The sequence below is a fragment of the Anaerobacillus sp. MEB173 genome (assembly GCF_052119505.1).
Lineage (GTDB): Bacteria > Bacillota > Bacilli > Bacillales > JBJMAU01 > JBJMAU01.
The window spans coordinates 36426-58152 of record NZ_JBJMAU010000007.1; the positions used below are offsets into that span (position 1 = coordinate 36426).

Here is a 21727-nt window from a genome sequence, read left to right on the forward strand (position 1 = left end):
CTGGAGGTGCGCCAAATGTCATCAGTTGTCGTAGTAGGAACCCAATGGGGTGACGAAGGTAAAGGGAAAATTACAGATTATTTATCAGAAAAAGCGGAAGTAGTAGCTCGTTATCAAGGCGGTAACAACGCAGGGCACACAATCGTCTTCGGTGGCAAAAAGTATAAATTACATTTAATCCCGTCTGGTATTTTTTATAAAGATAAAATTTGCGTGATCGGTAATGGAATGGTTATTGATCCGAAAGCATTAGTTGAAGAATTAAAATATTTACACGATCATGGTGTTGATACGAGCAACCTTCGTATTAGTAACCGTGCTCATGTGATTCTTCCATATCATTTGAAATTGGATATTGTAGAAGAAGAGAGCAAAGGCGCTAACAAAATTGGTACAACGAAGAAAGGTATCGGACCAGCTTATATGGACAAAGCTGCCCGTATTGGAATTCGAATCGCTGATCTTCTTGATAAAGAAGAATTCGAGCAAAAATTGGAGCGTAATTTAAATGAGAAGAACCGTCTACTTGAAAGAATGTACGATGCAGAAGGGTTCACTAAAGAAGAAATTTTAGATGAATATTATGAGTATGGTCAGCAAATTGCACAATACGTTGTTGATACATCTGTTGTTCTTAACGATGCGATTGACGAAGGGCGTCGTGTATTATTTGAAGGTGCACAAGGGGTAATGCTTGATATTGACCAAGGTACATACCCGTTTGTAACGTCTTCTAACCCGATTGCAGGTGGAGTAACAATTGGTTCAGGTGTTGGACCTTCAAAAATTAACCATGTCGTTGGTGTAAGTAAAGCATATACAACTCGTGTAGGTGATGGCCCATTCCCAACGGAACTTCATAATGAAATTGGTGATCGTATCCGTGAAGTGGGAAATGAGTACGGTACAACTACTGGAAGACCACGCCGTGTTGGTTGGTTTGATAGCGTTGTAGTTCGTCATGCTCGCCGCGTGAGTGGAATTACAGATTTATCTTTAAACTCAATTGATGTATTAACTGGGATCGAAACGTTAAAGATATGTACTGCATACAAATACAACGGAGAAATCATTAAAGAGTTTCCAGCAAGCTTAAAAGTATTGGCACAATGTGAGCCAGTTTATGAAGAGCTTCCTGGTTGGACGGAAGACATTACAGGAGTGAAATCATTACATGAGCTTCCTGAAAATGCACGTCATTACATTGAGCGTGTATCGCAATTAACAGGTATTCCATTATCGGTTTTCTCTGTTGGACCAGATCGTAATCAAACAAACCTTGTTCGTGGGGTATTTGCGTAAAAACATATTAGTTTAGAGTGTAGAGTTTAGAGTGTAGAGTTGTTTTTTGGGGGAGTATCATCGAGGTTTAAGAGCCCCTTCGAAATGCTAACGAACAATTCTAAACTCTACATTCTCAACTCTAAACTAAAAAAGTTTTTAAAAACACTTGCATCTAATCTTTGGACATGTTATTATTAATCTTGTCGTTAAGACAACACATTACAACTACGAGCCATTAGCTCAGTCACGAGCGAAACAGCATTGGGAAACTACGAGTTGTTTCGACACAGCAAGCGACGGAGCGATACTGGTAGAGGAAGAAACAGGTAAGACCACGGAGCGAAACATCGTCCGTAAGCTTCATGAGAAGCATCATTGAATAAACTACGAGCCATTAGCTCAGTCGGTAGAGCATCTGACTTTTAATCAGAGGGTCGAAGGTTCGAATCCTTCATGGCTCACCATTTCTTTCAAGAAGTGGCCCGTTGGTCAAGCGGTTAAGACACCGCCCTTTCACGGCGGTAACACGGGTTCGAATCCCGTACGGGTCACCAATAAAATCAATTTATTACGTTCGCGAGGTGGAGCAACGAGCATTACATCATTGAATGTACTTCGAGTTGTTTCGACGCAGCAAGCAACAAAGCGATACTTGTAGAGGAAGAAACAGTGTAACTGACTTCAGAGCAAGACATCGTCCAGTAACTTTATAACGTCGCGGGGTGGAGCAGTTCGGTAGCTCGTCGGGCTCATAACCCGAAGGTCATAGGTTCAAATCCTATCCCCGCAATCTGGACCCGTGGTGTAGCGGTTAACATGCCTGCCTGTCACGCAGGAGATCGCCGGTTCGATCCCGGTCGGGTCCGCCATTTGTTTTTATAAGTTTAAACTCTAAACTAAATAAGGCTCGATAGCTCAGTCGGTAGAGCAGAGGACTGAAAATCCTCGTGTCGGCGGTTCGATTCCGTCTCGAGCCACCATTTATATTGATTATTTGCCGGCCTAGCTCAATTGGTAGAGCAACTGACTTGTAATCAGTAGGTTGGGGGTTCAAGTCCTCTGGCCGGCATTTTTCATTTATTTATTCATAAGAAACGAGAAGCCGTCATATAATGACTGGCTATTTTTTTTGAAAAAAATTGAAGAAGTTTAGTCCATCTTTACCATATTTTTAGATTACATGGTACTTTCATCAAATCATGTGCTAAAATAGTAAAGGTGTTGAATTGTGTCGATTTTGGGAAATTTGTACGTCAATTCATCGAATAACTAAAATTTTTATTATAATAGAATACGTGACTAGCAAAAGTGTCATAGTTTTTTTAATAAATGTAAAAGGTTATAGGAGGAGAGCGATGCGTTTAATCATTGAAAAGATCGCCTCAAAGGTAGTATCAAACTGTATAAATAAATTAACTAGCTTAGTTAAAAATAAGAAACTTGCAGCAGGATCGACAGCTTGTGCAGTATTACTATTTTCAGGGGCAGGTTTAGCAGATAACCCGAAAATAAATGGAATTGAAACAGTCTATCATGTTTATATTGATGGAGATCAAATTGGTAGTGTCGACTCATTACAGCTAATTGATCGAGTTGTTGAGAAGAAGATAAAAGAAGTAGAAAATGAAGTGGATGAAGAGGGCTTTACTTATGTTATTGGTGAACAACTAGAAGTTGTGCCAGAGAAGGTTTTCCAAGTACGAACTAAAAACAGCCAAACACTTGAACTATTAGAGGATCAATTATCAGTGATGGTCGAATCTATTGTTCTATCTGTTGGTAATAAAATAGTAGGTCACATTAGTAGTGAAGAAGAAGCAGAAGAGGCAATAGCTAAATTAAAGCAAAAATACGTTTCAGAGACAGTGTTAGAGTCACTGGAAAATAAAGTAGAGATTGATGAAAATGAACAATCTTTACCTAAGCCAGGTGAATCAGTTATTAGTGATGTGCGTCTCTCAGAGGAGATTACATACAAAGAGGATGTTGCAAAAGTTGAAGATATTTTAACCGTTGATAAAGCGGTGAAACAATTAACCCTCGGAACGTTAGAAGACAAAATTCACGTTGTACAACCAGGTGATGTGTTAGGTTCAATTGCTGAACAATATCAACTATCAGTCGCTGAAGTATTAGCGATTAATCCAACGATTACAGAAGGAACATTACTGCAAATTGGTGATGAAATTAATGTAACAGACTATGAACCTTATGTTTATGTTATCGTTGAAGAAAAGAAAACGGCAAAAGAAGAGATTCCTTTCCAAACTGAAACGAAAGAAGATGCAACAATGTGGAAAGGGGATACGAAAGTAGAACAAAAGGGTTCACCTGGGGAAAGAACCGTAACATATGAAATCATTAAAGAAAATGGACGAATTGTCAAGAAAAGTGTGATAGAAGAAGAAATTACTATAGAACCCGTGAACAAAATTGTAATTAAAGGAACGAAAGAATCTACATCTCGTGGAACTGGACAATTTTCATGGCCGGCAGTAGGTGGCTATATTTCAAGCTATCAAGGGACGAGATGGGGACGTTTTCATAAAGGGATTGATATTGCTAGACCAAGTAATCACAATATACTAGCAGCAGATAATGGGACGGTTTCATTTGCTGGCTGGGATGGTGGTTATGGAAACAAAGTGATTATTAATCATAACAATGGTTACAGCACGGTCTATGCCCACTTAAGTTCAATTGATATCAATGTAGGCGACACAGTAGGTTCAGGTCAAAAAATTGGAGTGATGGGTTCAACAGGGAATTCTACTGGTGTTCATCTGCACTTCGAAGTCTATAAAGATGGTAATCTCAAAAACCCAATGGATTATTTAAATAGATAGTATTCAAGAAGGGGATGTCACTCAAGAGACATCTCCTTTTTCGAGCTAAAGGATTTTTATTTCCATAACTTTATAGATTTGATTTTGCCGCAAAAGCAGGTAAGTAGAGGAACGTATGATAAAATGTTAGAGTAAGACATGTGAAAATGTAAAATTAAAAATGTAAAATGTAAAAAGCATTTTAATTTCAAAAAGTAGCTTTTATATAAATAGATACTCAATAGAAGGAGCGAGTTTGGGTGGATAAGAAAATTCTTGTTGTTGATGATGAGCAGCCTATTGCTGATATTTTAAAATTCAGTTTAGAAAAAGAAGGATTTCAAGTAGAGTGTGCGTATGATGGTGTCGAAGCCATAAAGAAAGTTGAACAAGAAACACCTGATTTAATTCTTCTTGATATTATGCTTCCACAAAAAGACGGAATGGAAGTATGTCGTGAAGTACGGAAGAAATATGATATGCCGATTATTATGCTAACAGCAAAAGACTCCGAAATTGACAAAGTTCTTGGTCTGGAGCTAGGTGCGGATGATTACGTGACAAAGCCATTCAGTACAAGGGAATTAATTGCAAGGGTAAAAGCAAATTTACGTCGTCATAGTAAGAATACAGAAGAGCAAGAATCAGAGAGTACAGAAATTGTTATCGGATCATTAGTGATCCAGCCAGATGCATATCTTGTTTTGAAGAGAGGACAAGCGATTGAGTTAACTCATCGTGAATTTGAACTGGTTCATTACTTGGCAAAGCATATTGGTCAAGTGATGACACGAGAGCATTTACTGCAAGCAGTATGGGGCTATGATTATTTTGGTGATGTAAGAACTGTTGATGTAACGGTGAGAAGGCTACGGGAAAAAGTTGAAGACAACCCTAGTCATCCGACATGGATAATTACACGCAGAGGTGTTGGCTATTATTTACGGCATCATGAGGAGAGCTAAGTAATGAAGAAAGTCGGTTTCTTTAAATCGATCCATGTAAAATTAGTACTGATCTATGTTTTACTCATTTTAATTGCCATGCAAGTGATTGGTGTTTATTTTGTACGTCAATTAGAAGAGCAGCTGATTACAAATTATTTCAAAATGCTAGATGACAGAGCCAATTTGCTCTCTTATAATGTCGAGCAAGAGATGATTAAGACACGGGATGATCAATCTCCCTCACTGACAACGGATATTCATTCATTGTTACGTGATTTCTTTTCAATCGATCAAGCCGAAGTTCAAGTGATTGATCATAATAAAATGGTTGTTGGTACATCAAACCTTAATAATCGCCATATTATTGGCCAGTTAAGCACGGAAATTCGTGTGAAACGAGCGCTCCTTGGGAGAGAAGATGAAGCTATTTTACGCGACCCGCAAACAGGCCACCGTGTAAGAGTGATGGCAGTTCCTGTTAAATCAAACAATGATATTATCGGAGCGATTTACATTGAAGCTTCCATTGAAGCGATTTATGACCAAATAAAACAGATCAATCAAATTTTTGCTACAGGTACATTCATCGCCTTAACGATTACAGCACTATTGGGAATTATCCTTGCAAGAACAATCACCCGTCCGATTGTTGATATGCGTAAGCATGCTGTGGTCATGGCTAAAGGTGATTACTCAAAAAATGTCCGTGTGTATGGTGATGATGAAATTGGACAGTTGGCGATGGCTTTTAATAATTTAACGAAAAAGCTTGAAGAAGCCCATGCTACAACTGAAGGTGAAAGAAAGAAGCTTAGTTCTGTGTTAGCCCATATGACAGATGGTGTTATTGCTACTGATAAAGAGGGTAGGATTATTTTAATGAATAACAGAGCAGAAGATTTGTTAGCCGTTAATCGAGATGCCGTCCTTGGTGCATCTCTCTTACGATTACTGCATTTATCAGACACTATTACATTAGAAGAACTTTATGAAAGCACAGAACCTATTTTACTCGACTTTGGTGGAGATCATCGGGACTATATCGTAGAAGCAAAGTTTTCGGTGATACAAAACGGAGATGGTCCTGTTAATGGATTAATTGCTGTTGTTCATGATGTAACAGAGCAAGAGAAAATTGAACAAGAACGAAGAGAGTTTGTTGCTAATGTTTCTCATGAATTAAGGACACCATTAACGTCTTTACGAAGTTATTTAGAGGCTTTGGCCGATGGAGCAATGAACGATCCGGACATCGCACCTAGGTTTTTGCAAGTGACACAGAATGAAACGGAACGAATGATTCGACTAGTGAATGACTTATTACAGTTTTCAAAGATGGACAGCAAAGATTACCGTCTTAATTTTGAAGAAATTAATCTTACTGAATATGTAAATATGGTCATTGATCGTTTTGAAATGGTGTCGAAAGATGGAAGAATCACATTTGAACGAGAAATTGAATGGGAAGATATGTATGCCAGCGTTGATCGCGATAAAATTACACAAGTGCTTGATAATATCATTTCAAATGCGATTAAATACTCTCCGGAAGGTGGGGTTATTACGATTGGAGTACATCATGATGGACAGGAAAATATTCGTATAACCGTAACCGATCAGGGTTTAGGTATTCCCCGGGAAAGCATCAATAAAATCTTTGACCGCTTTTATCGCGTTGATAAAGCCCGTTCCCGTAATTTAGGAGGAACTGGTCTTGGTTTAGCCATTGCAAAAGAAATGGTACAGGCTCATGGCGGTGAGATATGGGTAGAAAGTGAATGGGAAAAAGGAACAACGATTTCTTTCACGCTTCCTCATTTAGTAAGAAGGAGTGAAGATGGTGCTTGAGCATATTAAAACAGTTATTTTAACAGCTCTTGTCTTAATGAGTGTTGTTTTAACATGGCAGTTGTGGACGTTCCAACCTGATTATGGATTATTAAAGCGTGATGACAAAGGCTATGTCGAAAATAATCCTATTGGCGAGACTCTTTCTATATCGAAAGTGATTCAACCTGAATCTATGATTGTCTTTGATCATGGCCAATCTCATTTGCTCTATCCAAAAGAACCATTGTTTCACCAGTTTTATGAAAAAATGAAGGAATTAACGTTCAGTGATGTTCGCTATTTAACAAATAATGAGATTCTTTCACTATCTACGTATCAAAAGAGTGGAATTGAGGTCGTATTCCCTTCCATTGTTCCGATTGATGTTTTTAAAGAAGCCTTTAAACTTGAAGGGTTGCAATTTTCGATGAAGGGTATTAATCAAATGGAGATGTTCATCGAGCAAAACTCCTCAGGACAAGTGGTTGCAGTTCGTTTTTATTCCTATGACGAACAAAAAGTCATTCAAACAACAGCGAATCTAACGGTTGATGAGTTTCTCACCCATTTTTTGGATGGTGTTGATACCCTTCCAGCTGCATTTGCTTATCCTATCGTAGATGGAGACCATCTGTTTAACCGGAAGATCTATTTACCAAAAGGTGAATTACAAGTCGATGGATTGACATATACGTCAACGCTATTATCACCTGATAGATTTAAACAAGCATTATTTAGTGATCCTAGTTATGCTAAGCATTATCGCCAAAGTGAGCGCCAGGAATCCTATACAGACGGAAATCGAATGCTCAACGTGTTATATTCAGGCAATATTTTGTTTTATATTAACCCTGGTTATAGTGAACAGCACGACAAAAATGGAAAAAATGTAGTTATCAGCAGTGTAGATTTCATCAACGGACATGGCGGTTGGACAGATCAGTATATTTTTTACGATTGGAATGTTGACGAAACGAAAGAAGAAGCACTTTTTCGTCTCGTTGTTTCTGGTGTACCTGTTTTTAGTGCCAGTCATCAGAAGGTAGCTGAGTTATATATCTCGCGAATTGGAAATCAAACGTATGAGTATATTCGGCCCTTATTTGATTTAGATGAGAGTCCAATCGATGCCAACCTTCAATATGCCTTGCCCTCAGGTGAAGCTGTTATCAATAAAATTGAAAGTAGTGAAGGTTTTGATCCGTCACTTCTTCAAAAAGTAACGATAGGGTATTCGATGACAAAGAACAATTCGATCATTACGTTCCAGCCTGAATGGTTTGTCCTATACAATGGCAAATGGGATGTGGTTGATTTTCATGATGAGACAGATGATGAAGTCATCGCTAATGATGAAGTAGATCGTGAGGCTGAAGCGAATGGACTGGAGTAAAACGAAGACAATTTTTATTCTGACGTTCTTCCTCTTAAATAGTTTTCTAGGTTATCAATTTATGGAAAAGAAAAACTCTACGAATGTAAGTCCGCTTACGGAAGCTACTCTTGAGGAGCGTCTGAAAGAGATGTCCGTAACGGTCGAAGTGAGTATCCCTGATGAAAGTGTGAAAGGGACTCATATTAGCGGGAAACTGGAGGCATTTCTTAAAGAAAATGTTGAGAACTTGTCTGGACAAAGTGCCAGAATTGTAGATGAGAAAATGATTGTTTCACAGCTTGATAATCCGTTTTTATTATCTAGGACAAACACGCAATATGACCTTGAACAATTTCTTAATGAGTACATTTTATTCGGAGAGAATTATCGCTTTGGCGGCTGGAATGAAGAAACATTGCAAGCGGGATTTTATCAAACGTATGCCGGAATAACGGTCTATAATTATGACGGTGGACAGTTAATTGTTCAAGTTGATGAAAATAACCAAATTATTGGTTATCAGCAACGCTATTTAGCGATTCATCGTCAAGGACGAGAACAAGAAATGCTCTCTGGCTTAAAAGCGGTGGAAATTCTTTTTAAGGAAAATCTCATTCCTTATGAAAGTCATATTACTCAAGTAGAATTAGGATACTATAGTCTATTTCGGCCATTAGGTGAAGTGCATGTTCTTGCACCAATGTGGAGTATACGTATTAATGACGATCATTATTTAGTCAATGCCATTGATAGTTCAATTCAACATATTAACTAATGAAACAAAGAAAGTGGAGTGGGAGAAATGAGTTTGAGTTTTAGTGTTCTAGCAAGTGGCAGTACGGGTAATGCCATTTACGTCGCTACTGAAAAAAAGCGGCTATTAATTGATGCTGGATTAAGTGGTAAGCAGATGGAAAAGCTTTTTGAAAAAATCAACTGTGACCCTTCACAGCTGGACGGAATACTAGTTACTCATGAACACAGTGATCATATAAAAGGAGTAGGCATTCTTGCCAGAAGATACGATATTCCGGTTTATGCCAATAAAAAAACGTGGCTGGCAATGGAGAAGGACCTGGGCAAATTATCTTTAGAACAGAAGTTTCATTTCGAAGTTGAGACTGTGAAAAGCTTTGGTGATTTAGATGTAGAATCGTTTGGGGTCTCACACGATGCCGCAGAACCGATGTTTTATGTATTTCATCATGAAGGAAAGAAGCTTGTCCTGGCAACGGACCTTGGCTATGTGAGTGAACGGATTAAAGGGACAATTAAAGATGCCGATATGTATATTTTTGAATCAAACCATGATATGAATATGCTTAGAATGGGACGATATCCATGGAATGTAAAACGTCGAATTCTTAGTGATGTTGGACATGTATCAAATGAAGATGCAGGACTGGCATTATGTGATGTTATTACTGATAAAACGTCGCGAATCTATTTAGCTCATTTAAGTCTTGATAATAATATGAAAGATTTGGCGAGAATGACGGTACAGCAAACGCTTGAGGAAAACGGCTATGTAATCGGAGATAAATTAAAGTTATACGATACAGACCCTGCGAAACCGACTGAGCTGACATATGTGTAATCTTTTATAATTAGCTTTGTTAAAGTTTGGTGTTGATTTTGGGCTCGTTCGTGTGAATCTTTGGATTCACACGCCTATCAATTAAGTCCTAAGAAAATATTCGATTATTATCCATATCTATGGGTAATTCTATAAGAAGTATGGAAAATTATCGAATTCATCGCCGCTATCTAGACTTTCATCTTTCTGATTTTATAAAATAATAAGTGAGGATAATGACATAAGCAAAAAGGTTTATTATCTTTTCAAATTATCATTTTACATCGATAGGGAAGGTGACCGTAACGTGGGATATTATGATGAACAAAATCAACGCTACAATGAAAATCAAAGGAAAAAAGGAAGAGGGGTCGGATTTGGTCTTTCTGCTTTTATTGGCTCTACCGTAGGTGCATTGCTAGTGATCTTGTCCGTCCCCACTCTAGCACAAAATGGGCTTTTACCTTATAATGTTACACCGAAGACACAAGAGGATATAGTGATTGAACAGCCAAAGACCCCAGATGGACTGGAACAAACGGTAAATCTCTCAGTGAATTCTGATGTAATCGAAGCTGTTGACCGCGTTTCAGATGCCGTTGTAGGTGTCGTAAATTTAAGAGAGTCTAATTTTTGGTCACAAACGAATAATGAAGGTACAGGCTCTGGAGTGATTTATAAAAAGGAAAATGGGAAAGCTTTTGTTGTCACAAACCATCATGTGATTGAAAACGCAAATGAAATTGAAGTAAGTCTAAGCGATGGAAGTCGAGTGCCTGCAAAGCTATTAGGATCAGATATTTTAACAGATTTAGCTGTTTTACAAATTGATGGAGAAAATATTGATACAGTTGCTGAGTTCGGGAACTCTGATACACTGCGTGTCGGTGAACCGGCAATCGCTATCGGTAACCCATTAGGTCTGCAGTTTTCAGGATCAGTTACGCAAGGGATTATTAGTGCGTTGGAAAGAAGCATTCCGGTAGACTTAAACCGTGATGGTCAGGTCGATTGGCATGCTGAAGTTATTCAAACTGACGCAGCAATTAACCCAGGCAACAGTGGTGGAGCGCTGATTAACATTCAAGGTCAAGTCATTGGCATAAACTCAATGAAAATTGCACAATCAGCCGTAGAAGGTATTGGCTTCTCGATTCCAACGGCAATTGCAGTGCCAATTATCGAGGATTTAGAACTTTACGGCGAAGTACGTCGTCCGCAAATTGGTGTTGGAATTCGCTCATTATCAGAAATTCCAAGTTATCATTGGCAAGAAACATTGAAGCTGCCTGAAGAGGTGAAAACCGGTATCTTCATTACAAGCATTGCGCCAATGTCACCAGCTGATCAAGCAGGTCTTAAGGAATATGATGTTATCGTAGCCATTGATGATCAAGAGCTAAGTGATAGTCATGATTTACGTAAATACTTATACACACATAAAAAGATCGGCGATGAAGTAAAGGTTACTTTCTACCGCGAAGGGAAAAAGCAAACAGTTACTCTAGCGCTTTCTGAACAAAATAGTTTTTAAATAAAAGTTAAGATAAACAGGAGATGAGTACTCCTGTTTATTTTTTCTGTTAAAATAAGAAAGGTGAAATTGTGGATACTAAGAAGAGACGATATTTGTTTAGAGTTGTTTATTGAGTTGAGTAACTCAAGAGGGGATTAGTTCTAATTTGAGTTCTCGTGATTTTGAATTGAAAAAAGGAGTTGATAACATGTATTCATGTTGTGCTGAACATGTTGAGTTAGCGATAGATCAAATTGTGGATGAGTATGAAGTAGCACCAGTAGTTGAAATGATTTCAGAGGAAAATCAATTATCCACAACGTGTTCATTTTGTGAAAATGAAGCAATATACATTGTGAATAAGTAAGTCCCCAACAATAATGTTGATATGTGGATAACTTCTGTGGATAAAAGTTTGAAAAAAGGGTGAGTGTGGATTGTGAATATTTCCATTGTTACTGTTGGGAAATTAAAGGAGAAGTATTTGAAGCTGGGAATAGAGGAATATGTTAAACGGCTGGGACCATTTGCGAAAGTTGATATGATTGAAGTTCCAGACGAAAAAGCACCAGAGCAGTTAAGTGAAACAGAAATGCTGCAGGTGAAAGAAAAAGAAGGGGAACGAATTTTAGCAAAGGTTCCCCAGGATGCTTATGTTATCGCATTAGCAATTGAAGGACAAATGTGGAGTTCTGAAAAACTAGCCCAGGAACTCGATAAACTCGCTACATACGGAAGAAGTAAAGTTGTCTTTATCATTGGAGGGTCGCTAGGGTTAAGTGATACCGTATTAAAACGCGCCGATCAATTGTTATCTTTTTCCAAAATGACATTTCCGCATCAGTTAATGCGATTGATTTTAGTAGAGCAGGTGTACCGGGCGTTTAAGATTAATAGAGGTGAACCGTATCATAAATAGGAATGTATTTATGGTACGGTTTTGTTCCTCTGTGATTTTGAATAATTTGAAATCTCAATTATAAATAAATTAATGCTTGATTGGTGGAACGGCTATATTATTTTTATCTTTATCTTTTAAAGAGACATACAATTCAAGATTGTGATTTATTGATGCAAAGAAAACGTTCTTAATATCGCCAACACCTTTATGTGATAATTTCTGCTGTAACCATGCTTCATTTAAACTAAAATGTTTTAGGACACTTGGGTAAATAGTACCTTCGACAATAATAGGGAAGGATATTGCAGATGTTGTTTTTGGAATCTTCATATCCTCTAGAGTAACTGAGTTTTTTTGCGGCTTTTTTAAAACACTTAAAGCGCCATTTGCTTCGATAATTGCTGTTTCTACATCATTAATATCAAATATATTTTTTTCCCTCAGCATTTGTAATACATTATCAATAGAGTAGCGGACTTTTTTTAAATTTCTCTCAAGAAATTTTCCGTTTTGAATAACAACAGTTGGTTCAAAAGTAAGTAATCTACCTATCTTCCGATTGGAAATCTTCCATTTTGCGACTATTCTTTGAAGAATTCCAATAGCAATGATCGCTATCGCAGTCGGAAAATGATGAATATTAGGATCTGCAATATCAGCCCCAACAACAGCTCCCAGAATGATAATTATTAAGAAATCAAATATAGGCAGTTCTCCAATTGCACGCTTTCCCATAAAAAGATTGATGAACAATAGCAACGGTAAAATAGTAATAATTCGTCCAAGAATTAAAAGAATCTCTTTCATAAATTCAAACATGTATATACCTCCAGTTTACTAGATAAAGTTAATAAGCTTTAAAATTAGTAGACTACCATTATTCCCGATATTTAACTGGAAAATACATTGATATAGGCAAAAGTAAAAGGCCTGATCCCGGGTACGATACCGAGTTCAGACCTTAGCATAACCTTAGTTAACCATAGTAAAAAAGCCGTTTTTTTACCATTCCTTTGGTTCATAGTTTAGTTCTCTAAATAGTTGTGTGCGCTCTTTCTTTGTTAAATCTCTCCATTGTCCAGGAGGGAGATTTCCTAGATGGATATTCATGATCCTAATTCTTTGCAGTCTGTAGACTTCGTAGCCTAACGTTTCGCACATGCGACGAATTTGGCGATTTAACCCCTGTGTTAACGTAATTTGAAAATCATATTTTGATAACTGTACGACTTTACATGGAAGTGTTATTGTACCTAAAATCTTTACACCTTCGGACATTTTCTTTACAAATTCAGGAGTAATTGCCTTGTCTACTGAAACGATATATTCCTTTTCATGCTTATTTTCGGAACGTAAAATCTCATTAACAATATCACCATCATTTGTGAGGAGTATCAAGCCCTCAGAGTCTTTATCAAGTCGGCCAATATTAAAAATTCTTAACGGGTGATTTACTAAATCAATAATGTTTCCCTTTACTTTCTTTTCTGTTGTACTTGTAATACCTACAGGCTTATTTAAGGCAATATAAACATTATTTCTAGCTACCCGAATCGGCGCTCCATTTACCAGGACATCATCGCCTGGATTGACTTGATCACCTATTTTGGCACGTTTGCCATTGATGGTGACTCTGCCTTCACTAATTAATTTATCCGCACCACGTCTGGATGCTTTCCCAGCTTCACTAATATATTTATTAATACGTATGTTAATCACGACCTTAAGTTGAAAATTGTTTATTATCAATAATACCTTATTTTGAAGGGTGAATCAAAAAGCTTATTTAGGTACATCAAAGGGAATTTTAGTGTAAGTGGCAAGGTAGCAAAACAAAAAAAGTATTCGAAAAGCTTTGCTTTCTCGAATACTTTCATTAATTTTATTAGTGTATCAAGGAGCAAGATAGTTAACGATGAATCTATAACCATCTTTTTCAACTTCTACAAATCCTGCTTCTCTATCGTCTTTATTAAAGTTAACAAAGTGGTTAATTGTAGTACCATCAATTGTAATAGTGTAATTTACTCTAACCGTATTATTTTCATTAGGATGGCCATTCCATTGAGCTGAAATAGTAGTTGCTACTTGTAATTGATTACTTGGTTTTTCGATAACGTCAATAGTTTTAGTGCGTGTAACTTGAGTATGAATTTGTCCATCCTTTGTACCGTTTTTAAAATATGTTGTTGCTGTAACAGTAATTGTGTACTCTCCAGGGGTAGTTGGTAATGTTAATTCGCCATCTCCCACAATTTCTAAAGTATCGATAGGGCCATCAATCACTAAATTTTCTACACTAACATCAACATTTTCACCTACATAGTAAGGACCATCTGAAACAATTAGCTCAAAACTTCCATTCTTTTCACTATTACCATTACGTCCATCTTCAATTACTGGATTAGGTTTTGCTAAAACACCAGTTCCAAAACTTAAGAGTAAAGTTGTAGCTAATAAACCTGCAAATAATTTTTTCATTTCATTTCTCCTCTTAAATAAATTTTTAGTTAAGTAAAATTAAATAAGAGGGCCGGTTACACTACTAGCTCCATATAGTCCAAGTGTCCAAATGCAGGCTATACTTCTTCGCTTCCCAAGTCTTCTTGACTAGCACTTTGCTCCTTAATTGTGGCCACAAAAAGATAGAGCGTAGTAACTAAAATTATTATAGTTTGATTTTTCAGGAAATAGAAGCGTTTTTATTCGACAATTAACTACTTTTGAACTACCGATTGATAATTGAGGCAATGCATTTTTAAGGTTGGATATCGCTTCAGGGTAAATAGAACTATTTTTTTCTGTAAGAACCGCGAGTAGCTATGCAGGGATAAGGATATTACTTATTTGTAGTTTACACACTAATGATTAATAGGAAACAATGTTTATATATTTATACGGCAGAAAGATGACGATTCCATCTTTTTTGAGTATAATTCAAGTTTAGAGAGCAATTTGGATTAGGACGGTGAGTTGAAGGTGAAATCAATAACTGTGGAACAGTTGGTTCGTAAGTTTTCATTAAAAGTGCTAGTTGGTGAAGATCAATTACATAATACCATTACGCAATCACGGGTGCATCGTCCAGGCTTGGAATTTGTTGGACACTTTGATTTTTTTCCGACAGAGCGGGTTCAAATTTTAGGGAAAAAAGAAATCAACTATTTGTTTAAATTAGATAAAGAAGAACGTAAAGTGAGAATTGGAAATATCGTTAAGTATCATCCGCCATGTTTCATCGTTACAGCTGATGAAGAGAGGCTAGAGTATTTACCAAAACACTGTATTAAAGAGGGAATCCCCTTACTCATTACTAAAAGGCCTGAGACAACTTCTGAATTTATTACTAAATTGGATGGTTATCTTGTAAAAGAGTTAGCTCCTGAAATAGCTGTACATGGTGTCTGTTTAAATGTGTCTGGAATTGGTGTCTTATTACGCGGGAATTCAGGAGTTGGAAAAAGTGAGACAGCACATACGTTAATTGGTCGGGGGCACCGCTTAGTGGCTGATGATATTGTTGTCTTAAAAAAGCTTAGTCCACAAACACTATTGGGCACACATGATGAGAAAAACAAAGAATTCCTCGCTTTACGTAGTGTCGGTTTATTGAATGTTGTCCGCTTATATGGGCGAAAGGCTTTCCAAGATGAAACTCGAATTGCACTGGATATAAAATTAACAAAATGGCAAAAAGATGCTCTAAATAATGAGCTTGATCATGAACCTCAATTTACAGAATATATGGGTGTTAAGGTGCCATCGCTCGAAATTCAACTGTATCCTGGACGTGATGTAGCAGGGTTAATTGAAGCAGCGGCCAATAACTGGTATTTGAAGCAGCAAGGATATAATGCTGCAGAAGAATTTTTAAAAAGGATTGAGGCTGATTTTTCAGATTCAACTTCAGAATAATCGTTAACAAAAAGGGATGTTTAAAAAGTGACTGACTGTTACTTTTAAGACATCCCTTTTTTGGACTTTTCTATTTTGCTGTTTGAGCTGTAACTCTTTCCGGATGTGAGTAGATATTAAAGGATGATCCTCTAATAAAGCCTACAGCAGTAATATTTAAATCTTCTGCTAAACTGATAGCCAAGTCTGTGGGTGCTGATTTGGAAAGGATGATGCCGACACCGATCTTAGCTGCTTTCGTTAATACTTCAGAAGAAATTCGACCACTAAAAACGAGAATCTTATCACGGACTGGGATCCTGTTAATAAGGCAATGGCCATAAAGCTTATCTAGGGCATTGTGCCTGCCAATGTCTGTATGATAGACAATCATATCGTCTGGTGTGCAGAGTGCTGCGTTGTGTACACCGCCAGTTTCTTTAAATACTAGACTATTATCTTGCATTTCGTTCATTAAGGTAATGCATTGTTCAGCTGTAATGGTTGTTTTCGATGTCGAAGTCTTCGCTGTTTTTACATCGTTATGAAAGTAAAATTGTCTGCTTTTTCCGCAACATGAACCGATAAACCGTTTTGAGTAATATTGTTGGTTTGTGTTTTGTTGTGAATGTAATTCAACATAGGCAAAGCCTTTATCAGTATCAATTGTCATTTTTTTAATATCATCGATGAATCGGATAACCCCTTCAGATGCTAAAAATCCAACGACCATTTCATCAAAGTGAGAAGGGGTACAGACCATTGTCGCGAATTCTTGATCATTTACATAAATCGTTAGCGGAAATTCGGTTACAATCTCATCATGAACTGAATGTGATTTTCCGTCACTATATTTAACAATTGGTCTTTTAAAGCTCATAGGGTTACTTGTAGCATGATCCAAAAGACTCACCCATTTCAAATTTAATAATTATTTAAAATCTAAACATATTATTTTGAAATAGACAAGTAGTTTATTTTGTTAATTATCAAAAAGGATAGATTACTATTTTATAAAAAATATTAAAAGAAAACTATTGAATATAATTAAAAATATAGTTATGCTATAAAAAGAAAAGTTCACTAATTTGTAACAATTGTGATCTGAGATAGCGAACCTGTCATCAATTACAATTGCTTACATGATTTCAAAAGTGATTACCAGTTGGTCCTAGAGTAGAGAACCTGCTTGATACTAACCGGCGCACAATTTTCTTATGTCATTTTTTAATGATTTAAGGGATTAGCGGTGGTTTTTTTGTTTTTAAATAAAGGTAAAGGAGTGATTAGATGGGGAAGGTTAAAAATCGCTGGCTTATTGCTTTAGCTGCGGTAGGGCTTCATATTTCCATCGGCTCAGTCTATGCTTGGAGCAATTTTACAACACCATTAATTGAGCAGTTTGGTTGGTCTTCGAGTCAAGTACAATTAACATTTAGTTTAGCTATTTTATTTTTAGGTCTTTCAGCTGCTTTTATGGGCCACTTTGTTGAAAGACATGGTCCAAGAAAAGCCGGTTTAGTTGCAACGATATTCTTTGGTATAGGAATTGCCGGATCTGGTTTTGCTGTAAACATAGGTTCACTTCCGTTGTTGTATTTATTTTACGGGGTATTAGGTGGAATCGGGTTAGGGGTTGGTTATATCGCCCCAGTATCAACACTTATTAAATGGTTCCCAGACCGAAGAGGATTAGCGACAGGCTTAGCCATTATGGGGTTTGGATTCGCTGCAGCCGTTGCAAGTCCAATTATGAATGCTTTAATAACAAATGTGGGTATTTCACAAACATTTTATATTCTTGGTGCTGCTTATTTTGCAATCATGCTTTTATCATCACTTTACTTAGAAAGACCACCGGCCGGGTGGGCACCTGAAGGACTTAATGAAAAAGTTAATTCTGGTAAAGCAAAAGTGACCGAAGATTTAGCACAATTAACAGCGAACCAAGCAATTAAAACAAAACGTTTTTATTTCTTATGGTTCATGCTTTTCATCAACGTAACGTGTGGTATTGCGATTATTTCCGCAATGAAGCCTCTCGCTGAGGAAAGTATCGGATTAACTCCTGAGGCTGCTGCGGCTCTTGTAGGTGCATTAGGAATAGCCAATGGTTTAGGACGGTTAGGTTGGGCTACAGTTTCTGATTATATTGGTCGTGTAAATACATACACTTTGTTTTTTGTATTGCAAATTCCGATTTTCTTCTTACTTCCAAGTGTTACAAGCCAAGTAATTTTTTCAATTTGTGTTGTTATTGTTTATGCTTGTTACGGTGGAGGATTTGCTTCAATTCCAGCTTTTATCGGTGATGTATTTGGTACGAAGCAGCTTGGTGCGATTCACGGCTACATCTTAACAGCTTGGGCCGCTGCAGGTCTTGTAGGTCCATTATTTGCAGCATGGATCAAAGATACGACTGGAAGTTATGGTGCTAGTTTAAGCTTCTTTGGCGGTTTATTTATCGTAGCACTCATCATTTCTTTCCTGACAAGGCTAGATATCCGCAGATTAAAAGCGGCTAAAGAACAAGTTGAAGTTAGAAAAGTATCTTAATTGGATAACTATTGTAAAGAAGGAAATAGAAACTTCGGTTAAAGTAAAACGAGTTATTTGTCTATCATTTTATGGCGATGGTATACTATAACCATCTTAAATTAAAAGGGTTGTAGTACATGAATAGATATGAAGCTGAATTTAGTAACTTAGTTCGTTCTTTTCGTAAAAAGCATATGGGTAAAGGACCAAGCAGGGTTAGTACAACGTTTTGTAAAAACTGGGCGATTTGCGAGATGGAGGGTAACTTATCTCCAATTGAAAAATTTATTGCAACTGCTGATGAAGGGAAGCAAATGCTTCGGGCGGCACGGACGGAAATGGTCAAGGATATGTATCGGAAGAACCCGCCAACTGAAATGGAAGAGTTTTTGCAATGTAAGTTTTTACACCTGTTTGTTGATATTGATATTGAACGTGATTTTGGGATGTCCATTTTTGTTTTTGATGAAGATATAGAACAAAAGTTTTCTGCTTCAAAATAAATAGAGGTTTGGCACTTAGCAGCGTTCCTGCTCAAGACTTAACCACCGTTGCATCTTTTTAAGGAAAAAGTGTACGGTGGTTTTTTTACAGAAAAAACCAATACGAGGAGTGTTAATAGATGGGGAAAACAAAACATGCTGGACCAATGAAAAAGTCAAAAATCCCAGCACCTAAACTTTGGGTTAGTCCAATCCCATTCGGGCTTGGTAAAGTAAAGCCAAAACATATCCGTGACTCATTTAAAACGGTATGGGAAAACAAAGATAATCTAGGATATGCGGCTAATATTATTACAAAAGGGGTTTGTGATGGCTGTGCATTAGGCGTCTCTGGACTCTATGACCAAACATTAACTGGACCTCACGTTTGTACAACGAGATTTAATGTGCTTCGTTTAAACACAATGCCGGCAATTAAAGAAGAGATTCTTCATGCAGATATTGATGAATTACGAAAATATTCGAGCACAGAATTACGAAAATTAGGTCGTATTCCATATCCACTCATTCGTCGACCTGGAGAAAGTAAGTTTTCGCGTATTACGTGGGACGATGCAATGGATATGATTGCAGCTAAAATGAAAACATTAGACCCTAAGCAATATGCTTTCTATCTAACGTCAAGAGGGATCACGAATGAGTCCTACTATGTAGCGGCAAAAGTTTCTCGTTTCTTAGGGACAAATCATATTGATAATGCATCACGTATATGTCACTCACCAAGTAAAACAGCGTTAAAACGTTCGGTCGGAGTTGGGGCATCGACGGTTAACTATCAAGACTGGATTGGAACAGATGTCCTTTTATTCTGGGGGAGTGTTGCTTCAAACGCTTCACCGGTTTCGACTAAATACATGTTAGAAGCGAAGAAAAAAGGAACGAAAATTATTGTTGTTAACCCGTATATGGAGCCTTCAATGGATAAATATTGGGTGCCATCAGTACCAGAGTCGGCATTATTCGGGACAAAAGTAGCTGATGATTTCTATCAAGTCAACATTGGCGGAGATATCGCCTTTATGCATGGAATTATGAAGCATTGGTTTGAAATGGAAGAAAAACAACATGGTTCAGCGATTAATCACCAATTTGTTCAAAAACATGTGAATGGTTATGATGAATTAAAGGTGAAAGCCCAGGAACAATCTTGGGATGAAATCATTACGTCTTCTGGAATTAGTAAAGAGAGAATTATTGAGTTAGCAGAGTTATTAGCAAATAGTAAAAATGCCGTATTCGCTTGGGCGCTTGGCTTAACTATGCATTCGTTTGCGACAGATAACATTTCACAAGTAGCCAACCTTGCTTTATTACGTGGCTTCTTAGGCCGTAAGCATAGTGGATTAATGCCATTCCGTGGTCATTCTTCTGTACAAGGAAGTGGAGAAATGGGAGCAGATCCATTCGTCCTTCCTGGTGGAGATTTCGAACCTAAAAACATGGAACGGATGGAGAAAATTTGGGGCTTTGACATTCCAAAATGGCAAGGAGATATTGTTGGAATTACCCTTGAAAATATCGTTTTACCGGAAGACAATGAACGCAAAATAAAATTATACTATTTATCAGGTGGAAACTTCTTAGAAACGATGCCAAATCCTGATTTTGTTGAAAAAGCACTTTCTGAATTAGACATTCGTGTCCACCAAGATATTATTTTAAATACGTCAACACTTGTTGATGCGAAGGAAGCCGTTATTGTTTTACCGGCGAAAACACGATATGAACAAGAAGGTGGAGGTACATCGACATCAACGGAGCGTATGGTTTACTTCTCACCAGAAATCGAAGGAAATAAAAACAGAATTGAAGAAGCACGTGAGGAGTGGAAAATTTACGTTGATCTAGCGAAGCGTGTCAAACCGGAAACAGCTGATTTAGTTAGCTTCAGAAATGCTCAAGAAATTCGTAATGAAATCGCGGTCGCAAATCCTAATTATGATGGTATACAACACCTGAAGAAACAAGGGGACGTTTTCCAATGGGGTGGCGCATGGTTATGTGAAGACGGAGTTTGTCCTACTCCAGATGGAAAAGCCAACTTAATCGCTGTTGATATTCCAAATTTAAATAAAAAACCAGGAGATTTCTATATTACATCGAGACGTGGCAAACAGTTTAATTCGATGGTTTACAGTGAAGTTGATCCATTTAACCGTTCAGAGCGATATGATGTGCTTATTCATTCAGAAGATGCGAGAGAACTAAGTATTAGTGAAGGAGAAGGGATCGTTGTCTACAATCAGTTCGGCGTGTTCCAAGGGCGTGCCAAGTTTGTTTCCATTGCTCGAGGGAATCTAGGTGTTCACTTCCCGGAAGGAAATTTCCTATTACCAAAAGGTCGTTATGATAAGTATGCAGGTATCCCTGATTATAATATTTCGGTAAAAGTTGAAAAAGCAGATCAGTTTAATGCCCGTAAAGATACCGAGTATAATGAAAAGCCAATTGAAGATTTGGAAACAACAGTTGGTTAATTAACAAATATTGTCGATATATAATGAAGAAAAGAGGATTAGCAAAATGGCTAATCCTCTT

The 21727-nt window shown here is 37.3% G+C and carries 18 protein-coding genes, 6 tRNA genes and 1 riboswitch; of the genes, 20 read left to right on the forward strand and 4 right to left on the reverse strand.

What is annotated here, in order from left to right:
* Positions 1-15: 15 nt before the first annotated feature.
* The 16 genes from ACJ2A9_RS14925 (at position 16) to rlmH (ending at position 12272) form a co-directional block, all read left to right on the forward strand.
* A complete protein-coding gene (locus ACJ2A9_RS14925) occupies positions 16-1302 on the forward strand; it encodes an adenylosuccinate synthase (RefSeq protein ID WP_441422474.1) in 1287 nt (428 codons plus the stop codon).
* Between the two features lie 370 nt (positions 1303-1672).
* A tRNA-Lys gene (locus ACJ2A9_RS14930) sits at positions 1673-1748 on the forward strand.
* A gap of 15 nt (positions 1749-1763) precedes the next feature.
* Positions 1764-1838, forward strand: a tRNA-Glu gene (locus tag ACJ2A9_RS14935).
* A gap of 162 nt (positions 1839-2000) precedes the next feature.
* A tRNA-Met gene (locus ACJ2A9_RS14940) sits at positions 2001-2074 on the forward strand.
* A 3-nt stretch (positions 2075-2077) separates the two neighbouring features.
* Positions 2078-2153: transfer RNA gene (locus ACJ2A9_RS14945), tRNA-Asp, on the forward strand.
* 35 nt (positions 2154-2188) lie between these two features.
* Positions 2189-2264, forward strand: a tRNA-Phe gene (locus ACJ2A9_RS14950).
* Between the two features lie 16 nt (positions 2265-2280).
* Positions 2281-2353 (forward strand) — tRNA-Thr (locus ACJ2A9_RS14955).
* A gap of 286 nt (positions 2354-2639) precedes the next feature.
* On the forward strand, positions 2640-4130 hold the full coding sequence (locus ACJ2A9_RS14960) for a peptidoglycan DD-metalloendopeptidase family protein (RefSeq protein ID WP_441422475.1): 1491 nt from the start codon (positions 2640-2642) through the stop codon (positions 4128-4130).
* A gap of 239 nt (positions 4131-4369) precedes the next feature.
* The gene (yycF, locus tag ACJ2A9_RS14965) at positions 4370-5074 is read left to right on the forward strand and encodes a response regulator YycF (protein WP_441422476.1); all 705 of its coding nucleotides are present in this window, start codon (positions 4370-4372) and stop codon (positions 5072-5074) included.
* Positions 5075-5077: 3 nt separating this feature from the next.
* The gene (gene walK, locus ACJ2A9_RS14970) at positions 5078-6904 is read left to right on the forward strand and encodes a cell wall metabolism sensor histidine kinase WalK (RefSeq protein WP_441422477.1); all 1827 of its coding nucleotides are present in this window, start codon (positions 5078-5080) and stop codon (positions 6902-6904) included.
* Positions 6897-8279, forward strand: coding sequence for a YycH family regulatory protein (locus ACJ2A9_RS14975; RefSeq protein ID WP_441422478.1), 1383 nt, complete (start codon positions 6897-6899; stop codon positions 8277-8279). The genes walK and ACJ2A9_RS14975 overlap by 8 nt, the downstream gene beginning before the upstream one ends.
* Positions 8266-9036, forward strand: a complete 771-nt coding sequence (locus ACJ2A9_RS14980) for a two-component system regulatory protein YycI (protein WP_441422479.1) — start codon at positions 8266-8268, stop codon at positions 9034-9036. The genes ACJ2A9_RS14975 and ACJ2A9_RS14980 overlap by 14 nt, the downstream gene beginning before the upstream one ends.
* Before the next feature lie 27 nt (positions 9037-9063).
* Positions 9064-9858 carry an MBL fold metallo-hydrolase gene (locus ACJ2A9_RS14985; protein WP_441422480.1) on the forward strand — a complete coding sequence of 265 codons (795 nt, stop codon included), beginning with the start codon at positions 9064-9066 and terminating at the stop codon, positions 9856-9858.
* Between the two features lie 286 nt (positions 9859-10144).
* Positions 10145-11371, forward strand: a complete 1227-nt coding sequence (locus ACJ2A9_RS14990) for a S1C family serine protease (RefSeq protein ID WP_441422481.1) — start codon at positions 10145-10147, stop codon at positions 11369-11371.
* A gap of 148 nt (positions 11372-11519) precedes the next feature.
* Positions 11520-11720 (forward strand): CxxH/CxxC protein, encoded by a 201-nt coding sequence (locus tag ACJ2A9_RS14995; protein ID WP_441422482.1) that lies wholly within the window; start codon positions 11520-11522, stop codon positions 11718-11720.
* Between the two features lie 72 nt (positions 11721-11792).
* Entirely contained in the window at positions 11793-12272 is a 480-nt protein-coding gene (gene rlmH / locus ACJ2A9_RS15000) for a 23S rRNA (pseudouridine(1915)-N(3))-methyltransferase RlmH (protein ID WP_441422483.1), read from the forward strand.
* 69 nt (positions 12273-12341) lie between these two features.
* Here rlmH and ACJ2A9_RS15005 read toward each other — a convergent pair whose 3' ends face one another.
* From ACJ2A9_RS15005 to ACJ2A9_RS15015, 3 genes are all read right to left on the reverse strand, one after another.
* Positions 12342-13073 (reverse strand): DUF421 domain-containing protein, encoded by a 732-nt coding sequence (locus tag ACJ2A9_RS15005; protein WP_441422484.1) that lies wholly within the window; start codon positions 13071-13073, stop codon positions 12342-12344.
* A 183-nt stretch (positions 13074-13256) separates the two neighbouring features.
* Positions 13257-13964, reverse strand: a complete 708-nt coding sequence (rluF, locus tag ACJ2A9_RS15010) for a 23S rRNA pseudouridine(2604) synthase RluF (RefSeq protein WP_441422598.1) — start codon at positions 13962-13964, stop codon at positions 13257-13259.
* A gap of 183 nt (positions 13965-14147) precedes the next feature.
* The gene (locus tag ACJ2A9_RS15015; RefSeq protein WP_441422485.1) at positions 14148-14735 is read right to left on the reverse strand and encodes a hypothetical protein; all 588 of its coding nucleotides are present in this window, start codon (positions 14733-14735) and stop codon (positions 14148-14150) included.
* 41 nt (positions 14736-14776) lie between these two features.
* Positions 14777-14860, reverse strand: a riboswitch (cyclic di-GMP riboswitch).
* Between the two features lie 373 nt (positions 14861-15233).
* Here ACJ2A9_RS15015 and hprK point away from each other — a divergent pair.
* Positions 15234-16169, forward strand: coding sequence for an HPr(Ser) kinase/phosphatase (hprK, locus tag ACJ2A9_RS15020; protein ID WP_441422599.1), 936 nt, complete (start codon positions 15234-15236; stop codon positions 16167-16169).
* Between the two features lie 70 nt (positions 16170-16239).
* On the opposite strand, the gene fdhD is transcribed toward hprK, so the two are convergent.
* Positions 16240-17028, reverse strand: a complete 789-nt coding sequence (gene fdhD / locus ACJ2A9_RS15025; RefSeq protein ID WP_441422600.1) for a formate dehydrogenase accessory sulfurtransferase FdhD — start codon at positions 17026-17028, stop codon at positions 16240-16242.
* Positions 17029-17438: 410 nt separating this feature from the next.
* Between fdhD and ACJ2A9_RS15030 the strand changes: the two genes are divergently transcribed.
* The 3 genes from ACJ2A9_RS15030 (at position 17439) to ACJ2A9_RS15040 (ending at position 21666) form a co-directional block, all read left to right on the forward strand.
* On the forward strand, positions 17439-18704 hold the full coding sequence (locus ACJ2A9_RS15030) for an L-lactate MFS transporter (protein WP_441422486.1): 1266 nt from the start codon (positions 17439-17441) through the stop codon (positions 18702-18704).
* Between the two features lie 119 nt (positions 18705-18823).
* Positions 18824-19189 (forward strand): DUF2294 domain-containing protein, encoded by a 366-nt coding sequence (locus ACJ2A9_RS15035; protein ID WP_441422487.1) that lies wholly within the window; start codon positions 18824-18826, stop codon positions 19187-19189.
* A gap of 119 nt (positions 19190-19308) precedes the next feature.
* On the forward strand, positions 19309-21666 hold the full coding sequence (locus ACJ2A9_RS15040) for an FdhF/YdeP family oxidoreductase (protein ID WP_441422488.1): 2358 nt from the start codon (positions 19309-19311) through the stop codon (positions 21664-21666).
* Positions 21667-21727: the final 61 nt, after the last annotated feature.